This window comes from Timonella senegalensis JC301, from assembly GCF_000312125.1.
In the GTDB taxonomy this organism is placed as follows: Bacteria; Actinomycetota; Actinomycetes; order Actinomycetales; family Cellulomonadaceae; genus Timonella; species Timonella senegalensis.
Genome location: NZ_HE978642.1, coordinates 113,155 through 120,249 on the forward strand (window position 1 = coordinate 113,155; position 7,095 = coordinate 120,249).

General features: G+C 63.7%; 7 protein-coding genes. 1 reads left to right on the forward strand and 6 read right to left on the reverse strand.

Annotation, left to right across the window (positions count from 1 at the left end):
- Positions 1-30: 30 nt before the first annotated feature.
- Positions 31-1,185, reverse strand: coding sequence for a sensor histidine kinase (locus HGSM_RS05060; protein ID WP_019147663.1), 1,155 nt, complete (start codon positions 1,183-1,185; stop codon positions 31-33).
- A gap of 345 nt (positions 1,186-1,530) precedes the next feature.
- Between HGSM_RS05060 and HGSM_RS05065 the strand changes: the two genes are divergently transcribed.
- A complete protein-coding gene (locus HGSM_RS05065) occupies positions 1,531-2,430 on the forward strand; it encodes a TolB family protein (protein WP_019147664.1) in 900 nt (299 codons plus the stop codon).
- 119 nt (positions 2,431-2,549) lie between these two features.
- On the opposite strand, the gene HGSM_RS05070 is transcribed toward HGSM_RS05065, so the two are convergent.
- The 5 genes from HGSM_RS05070 to HGSM_RS05090 all read right to left on the reverse strand — a co-directional run.
- A complete protein-coding gene (locus tag HGSM_RS05070) occupies positions 2,550-3,650 on the reverse strand; it encodes a cytochrome P450 (RefSeq protein WP_019147665.1) in 1,101 nt (366 codons plus the stop codon).
- A gap of 66 nt (positions 3,651-3,716) precedes the next feature.
- A complete protein-coding gene (locus HGSM_RS05075; RefSeq protein ID WP_019147666.1) occupies positions 3,717-4,418 on the reverse strand; it encodes a DNA alkylation repair protein in 702 nt (233 codons plus the stop codon).
- Between the two features lie 75 nt (positions 4,419-4,493).
- Positions 4,494-4,682, reverse strand: coding sequence for a hypothetical protein (locus HGSM_RS05080; protein WP_230197498.1), 189 nt, complete (start codon positions 4,680-4,682; stop codon positions 4,494-4,496).
- Positions 4,683-4,880: 198 nt separating this feature from the next.
- On the reverse strand, positions 4,881-6,347 hold the full coding sequence (locus HGSM_RS05085) for an amino acid permease (RefSeq protein WP_019147668.1): 1,467 nt from the start codon (positions 6,345-6,347) through the stop codon (positions 4,881-4,883).
- Between the two features lie 172 nt (positions 6,348-6,519).
- The coding region (locus HGSM_RS05090) for a substrate-binding domain-containing protein (protein WP_040594746.1) at positions 6,520-7,095 on the reverse strand (576 nt) is incomplete at its 5' end.

Consider the following 7,095-nt stretch of genomic DNA (forward strand, 5'->3'; position numbering starts at 1 on the left):
GGCTGGGAATGGCGGCAGGATCGTCGGGAATCAGGAGGAGCGCTGGGACTGGGCGTGGGGGAATGTCACCTGGATGAGCCACTCGATGGGGGTGGCGCGAAGCGCTGCCGTGCCGCCGAGTTCCTCGGCGAGCGCGAGCATGGAGGGGAGGCCGATGGCGCCGGAGGTGTCGAGTGTGGCGTCGATGTTGGTGCCCGGCGGCAGCGAGTTGCGCACGGCAAGGTTGACGTGCGTGGGCGTGAAACCGAAGGAAACACTCACCGTGGCGTGAGGTGCGTGGCGGCGGATATTGGTGATGGCGCTGGTGATGATCGTGTAGATGGCGAGCTCGGTTTCGGCGGTGAGTGCCGGGCGGGCGTCGGGGAGCGTGAGGACGGCGTTGTTGTGGGAGGCTAGGCGCTCGATTGTCCGCCAGAGTCCCGGGTGATCGAGCTCCGGCGGCCTCGGGCCGTGGAGAAGCTGGTAAGCCACGGAACGCGGGGTGGGGTTGGGGTCTGCTAGGGCTTGAGTTGCGGGGTTGGTTTTGGCGTCGGGAGCGGACGCGGCTCCGGTGGCGAGCTTCTTGGTCCGCGCTCTCAGCCAGAAACTGTTGGCGTGCTCGGGAGACGCGCTGGGGCGTCGACCTGCGAAGCGATGCAACCCCTTGGCCAGGAGAAGAAAACCAATCGCGGACGCCGCCGCTGCAAGTGCGGAAACAGCCCGCATCCACTCAGGCGAGAGGCGCGGGGAGATGGTGACCATGATCGTCGAGAATAATGAGATTGCGGTGGTCAGGGCGGCCGCGTGCCGGACGATCGGCGGCACGCCGAGCGTGACCAGAGTTGCCGCGGCGGCGTAGAGGACGACCAGGCCGGCGGCGGCGAGGCCGCTGGACGTTGGCGCGAGATCCGGCGGCAGGACTTGGACCGTGAGGAACGGGATTGCGGCAAGGAGTTGGAGCGCGGCGAGGCCTGAGGTGGCGGTGCGGCCGCCGCGCCAGGCGGGGAGTGTGAGGGCAGCGGTGGCTAGCGAGGTTGCGGTGAGCAGGGCGATGGCTGCTGTGCGGAAGGCGCTGGTGGTGGTTGCGCGGTCGGGCAGGAGGCCGAACGCGGCGGGGATCGCGACGCATGCAAGAAGAACCGCAAGGACGATGCCGATCCTGCGGGCGAGTGGCACTGGGGAAGGCCGCGGCTGGCTGTCAGTCATGGCCCAACACCGTGGTTAGGGCTCATACCCTGATTATCCGGCGGGAAAGCGCGTGGTGCATGGGACGGGTGGGGCTCAAGGTTCGGGGGGGGCGGTGGTGGGCTGCGGCTTCTCGGGGCGTCATCCGCTGGGTAAGTGGATGGTGCTGGAAGTGGCGGCAGGATCGTCGAGAATCAGGGTATTAGCGGGGCGAACGGCTGGAAACGGCCTCCTTAACTATCAGTTTCTATAGACAGTGATAGTAAGGAGGGTTCTTACTATCACTTCCACGCTGACGTGGGAGGATATGGGGACTCGGCCCGATCGCTCGGGTGTCGAACCCAGATCGAACAATGAGGTGAGCCCATGGCCAGAACCCTGCAACCCAAACAGCGCGCGGTGCTGCACATCATCAATGTGGAGTCGGGGGTGATGACGACTCGGTTTGAGTCGGATGCGCTCCTGTTTGAGGCGCCCAACTGGAGCCCGGACGGCGAGACGCTTTACGTCAACGGTGACGGGAACCTCTACCAGCTTGGTGTGGAGGAAGGGGACCTTGAGCAGATCGATCTCGGCGGACTCCCAGAGATCAACAACGACCACGTGCTGAGCCCCGATGGCCGAACCATGTACCTGTCCTGCCAGGATGGGCACATCTACGCATTTGACCTGGTCGGAGGCGTCAGCCGCAGGGTCACAAACGATCGTGGCCCCAAGTTCTCGCACTACCTCCACGGGGTGTCGCCAGATGGGCAGACGCTCGCGTACATCGGGCTGTCGACTGCGAATGGGGACGTGGTGACCAACGTCTACACTATCCCGGCTGTGGGCGGCGAGGACGTACAGATTACGGATGACGGATACCCGGACGACGGCTCCGAGTTCAGCCCGGACGGACAGTGGATTTACTTCAACTCCGAGCGCGGATCAACCCCGCCCGGGCATGCGCAACTGTTCCGAGTGCCGGTGGCCGGGGGAGCGCCGGAGCAACTCACCTTTGATGAGCGCGTCAACTGGTTCCCGCACCCGTCGCCCGCGGGCGGGCGGCTAGTGTATGTGAGCTTCCCACCCGGAACCTTGGGGCACCCGGAAGATGTGGACGTGATCGTGCGCGTACTTGAGGAGGATGGAACCAGCCGGGACCTCATGCGCGTGTTTGGCGGGCAAGGCACAATCAACGTGCCGAGCTGGAGCCCGGACGGCCGCAGAATCGCGTTCGTCTCGTATCCGATCGGGGACGGGATGAGCGGTAGCCTTTCGGACTAGGCGGCGCTTCGGGGACGGCGGTTGTGCGTAGTTTTGGTGCAAAAGCGTAGGGGAAGTGGCGCTCATTTGCACGAAAAGTACTCACGTGCTTCCTCGACGTGGCCCGCGGCAGGGCACGCTCAGCGGAACAGCACCTTGACGTGAGCCCAGCCGCCCAGCGGCGGCTCCTCGGCGGTGAGCCACTCGGGGCCGGTGCGCGAGAACTCGTGGTCGCTGCCAAACATGGCGCGCGTGACAACGCGAAGCTCCATGGTGGACAGGCCGCGGCCCGGGCACACGTGAGGCCCAGTCCCGTATACGAGGTTGTGGGGCGCGTTGGTGTCCGGGTCAAAGGCGTCCGGGTCGCCAAAGACCTCGGGGTCGCGGTTGGCCGCAGCCCAGTCGAGGATCACGCGGGTGCCCTCAGCGATCTCGGTTCCACCGGCACCCGTGACCGGGCAGGTCGTCACGCGCTTGCTCGTGATGAACGGGTCGTTGATGCGGATGCACTCGTCAATGATGCGGTCGAGTTCGCGGGTTCCGCGCTCGTCGGCCTCGCGGCGGGAGAGGTAGGTGACACGGCTGTGCAGGTCCTCGTTGGACAGGACCTGTGCCACCACAACGCCCACGCACTGTGCGAGGGAGCTCAGATCGCCCGCGGTCCAGTTGCGCAGGATGGACACGATCTCGTCCGTGTGGAGTTCGCGGCCCTCCACCAGTTCGGAGGCCAGCTGGGCCGTTACGGTTTCGGAGAGCAGGGGGTCGGTACTCGCAGCATCAACGCGCTCGCGGACGATCTCATCGAACGCCGCAGCTACAGCCGCGTTGCGCTCGGGCTCACCGGAACGCTGGGCAGCCACGTTGGAATCCATCCACTCGAGGAGTCGACCCTCCAATTCTGCTGGCCAGCCGAGCCACGCGCACTGCGCGCGGACGGCGAACTGAGCGCCAAAGTCGTTGACTGCGTCGAACTCCCTGCCCACGGGAAGCGAGCGCACCAGTTCGTCAGCGATCTCGCGGAACACTGGCTCCAGTTCGCCCACGATCTGGGGAGTCATGTAGGAGTCCACGAGCGCACGGAACGTGGCATGCACCTCGCCGTCCATCGTGTTAGGGACATGCAGGAACCGAGACGTGGCGCTCGAGTACACCTCGGGGTTGTGGGCGGCGGCAACAACATCGGCGTGTGAGGTCAGCCGGACTGGCGCGGAATCAGCGGCGGGCAGTGGTGAGGCGTTCATAGTTCTCCTGGGCCTGTGGGCCCGGTGGTTGGTGAGGATTGGGTTGAGGCGAGGATGGGGGCTCGGCTACTTGCCCGAAGCCTGTGCGGCCTTCGCCGCTTCTGCGGCTTCATTGCGGCGCACGATCTCGTTGATCCAGATCGGAGCAAATGGGGACGTACAGTTTGGCGGGGTGGGGTAGTCCTTGAGAACCTCGAGCCGTTCACCAATCGCAAGCGCGCGTTTACGCAGGTCACCGTGGTAGATCCCGATGTTGGCGAGGGTCTCATTCATGGCCCACTGGAGTCGTTCCGGGGCAGCCTTCATTTCGGTTTCAACGGTGTCGAGCAGGCCGGAAAGGTCCAATCCCTCGGGCGACTTGACCACTCGCTCGGTGGTCAGCGCCCAGCCTGCGCTCGCCACGGTGGAGTCCTTGTCAGCGAACCACTTCTCGCGCAGGGTTTCCTTGTGTGGGGACTTTTTGACCACGTAGTTGACCAGCCAGTCCTGGACTTTGGGCGTGCGGGCATCGCGCAGCATTGCGTCGAGTTCCTCTGCCGAGAACTCCTTGGGTTTACAGATCAGGAGTGCCAGCAACCTAGCGTCCGTGTTGCCGGTCTCCCACAGGTCAATCGCCAAAGCATGGTTGGTCTTAACTCGCTTGGCCACGGACCGAAGTTTGGTCAGGTTCACCGAGTGGTCATCACCGTGGCGTTCATTGACGGCCAGCACCTTGGCGTCGTGGAGGTCCGCCAACTCGCCAAGGATCGTGGGAACGGATTCAGTCATGAAGCTAACTTTCAGTCGCGGGGAAAGTTCCTACTTAAAGTATCTCAGGGTGCGGGACTGTATCTGGCACATCGACTACATGTCACAATCACAGACTAGATTCCACTCCACAACTTCCTCGCCGTCCTGCGCCCACGCTTCCGCCTCTGCGCGCGAGGAAAATGTGCGAGGAGCAAGCCTGCCATCCGCCATCATCACGCCGACTTGGATCTCCTCGCGGGGATCAACCCAGTTGAGCTCCGGTGCCCTGGGAAATGAGTTCACGGTCATGACTCCATCATCCTCCGCCCTGCAGAAGGGCGCCATGGTTGCGCCAGTTCGTCCGGTCACAGGCCCGGCGTAAGCCCCAAAAGACAAACGACGATTTTGGCTGGGATCCAGCCAAAATCGTCGTTTATCAGGTGGCAAGCGGGAAGCGGCCTGTGGCCGCGATGATTCGCGGAACCGGCGGAAAACGCCGGGTCAGTCCTCGGCGCCAGCAGAGCCCGCGGATCCAGCAGAGCCCACGGCTCTGCGGCCCCGCGCCCACCACGCGATGCCGAGCAGCGCAAACCAGACCGGTGTGAACAGCACGGCTTGCCGGGTGTCCGGTTCGAGCATGAGGACCACGAGCATCGCGGCGAAGAACGCGAGCACAACCCAGCTCATGACTACGCCGCCTGGCATTTTGAACGCGGAATCGCGGTGCAGGGCGGGGCGCTCGCGGCGGTAGGCCAGGTAGGAGAACATAATGAGCGACCACACCACGATGAACATCACGGAGGCCACCGTGGTGATCGTGGTGAACGCATTGATGACGGATCCGCCCATGTACACCAGGCCAATCGCTGGAACTAGGCAGGACACTGAGAAGATCAGCGCGCGGGCCGGAACCTTGTTGGCGGACAGAACTCCCCATCGGCGTGGGGCGACGCCATCCTGCGCCAAGCCGAAAATCATGCGGGACGTCGAGTAGATGCCGGAGTTGGCGGAGGACGCAGCGGACGTGAGCACCACAAAGTTCACAATCCCGGCGGCCGCAGGCAGCCCTGCTAGGCCGAACATCTGCACAAACGGGCTCACTTCGGGGGAGACCTCGCGCCACGGGGTGACCATCATGATGACGGCCAGCGCACCCACGTAGAACAGCAGGATGCGCACGGGGATCGAGTTGATTGCGCGCGGCAGAGTTGTGGTGGGGTCCTTGGTTTCGGCGGCGGCGGTGCCCACGAGCTCGATGCCTACAAATGCGAAGATCGCGATTTGGAATCCAGCGAGGAATCCGCCCAAGCCGTTGGGGAAGAATCCTCCGTCGTTCCACAGGTTCGACACTGCAGCCTCGGCGCCGTTTGGCGCCACAAAATGCGATCCCACTAGCCCCAGCCCCACGAGCACCAACAGCACGATCGCGGTGATCTTGATGATCGCGAACCAGAACTCCATCTCGCCAAACAGTCTCACGGCCACAAGATTGAGGGACAGCAGGAGCACAATCGTGGCGAGGCTCGGAATCCACAGGGGCACGCTTGGCCACCAGTACTGCACATAACCAACGATCACCACCACGTCCGCGATGCCCGTCACAATCCAGCAGAACCAGTACGTCCAGCCCGTTACAAACCCTGCGGCGGGGCCGAGCAAATCAGCGGTTACGTCACGAAACGACTTGTATCCAAGGTTGGAGAGCAGCAACTCGCCCAGCGCACGCATGACAAAGAACAGCATGAACCCGATGACCAGGTACACGAGCATCACCGATGGGCCAGCCAGAGAGATTGTCTTGCCCGACCCCATGAACAAGCCGGTGCCAATGGCCCCGCCGATTGCGATGAGTTGCAGGCGCCTGTTGCCCAGTCCGCGCTCCAGCGCCTCCGCCCCTGCACCCGAGGACACCCCGCTTGTGGAGTGGTTTTCAGTGGCAGCGGTGGCGGAGGAATGCGGATCTAACATCCATCCACCATAAGCCCGCTCCCCGCCGAGAAGCCGCGAGCCCGCTTGCATGTGACCTATCCAACTCGGCCTGGCAGCCCGGTGGTGACGCTGGAAAGTGGGGCACAATCGTCGGGAATTTGGGCGCCTGTGGCGCCCCACAAACCTCAATTTACGACGATCGTGGCCGCCTCTAGTCTGCCCGCGGAGGCGCCGTTGTGCCTCGAACCAAGAGCTTGGTGGGGATGACGATCTGAGTGCGCGTGCGGTTGGGATCGGGGTCGAGCCAGTCGAGGACAAGTTCCACGAGTCGCCGCCCGATTTCAGCAAAATCCTGGGAGACGGTAGTGAGGGGTGGCGCGGAAAACTCGCTGAGCGCGATGTTGTCGAACCCGACCACGGAGACATCCTCGGGTACGCGCTTGCCGTGCTCGTGAAGAGCGCGCATGAGGCCGAAAGCCATCTCATCATTGGCGCAGAAAACTGCGGTGACCTCGGGGTTTTCCGCAATTTCCCGGCCAATCAGGTATCCCGACTGCGGCGTCCAATCACCCTCCCACTGGTCTGGCGCTTGGACACCTGCCTCCTCGAGCGTGCGGCGCCAGGCCGCCGAACGGGCGATGGAGGGGTGGGAGTCGCTCGAACCGGAGATGTGGTGGACTGTCTTGTGCCCGAGCTCGAGCAAATGATTCACGGCGTCCCTCGTGCCGGAGACCTGATCCGGGATCACGGACGGGTACGAGGTGACAAGCAGGGAATCTGAAACCAC